Here is a 302-nt window from a genome sequence, read left to right on the forward strand (position 1 = left end):
GTCACGGTCACTGGCGTGCCGGCGGCATTACTCAAGGTGGCGGTATAAACAATGGAACCACCTTCAGCCACCGAGTCGGTCGCGCTCAGGCTGAGAGTGGTGGTGTCTGGGGTGTCGGTCACCGAGGTGTCCGCCGACTTGCCGTCGACTTCCAGTTTCTCGTAATTGCCGCCTTTGGCGTCGTCGATCTTCACGCTCAGGGAGTTGCCGCCCGCCAACGCATCGTTGGGTGCAACAAAGTTGACAGAACCGCTGCTCGAACCGACTGGAATGGTGATGGTCTGGCCGTTGGACAGGGTGAC

1 protein-coding gene is annotated in these 302 nt (G+C 60.3%); it reads right to left on the reverse strand.

Features of this window, described 5'->3' with window-relative positions; translation table 11 throughout:
• Positions 1–302: immunoglobulin-like domain-containing protein (locus JUI81_RS31685; RefSeq protein ID WP_204125701.1), on the reverse strand; the 302-nt coding region annotated here is incomplete at both ends.

This window comes from Pseudomonas sp. 008 (assembly GCF_016861935.1).
Classification (GTDB): domain Bacteria; phylum Pseudomonadota; class Gammaproteobacteria; order Pseudomonadales; family Pseudomonadaceae; genus Aquipseudomonas.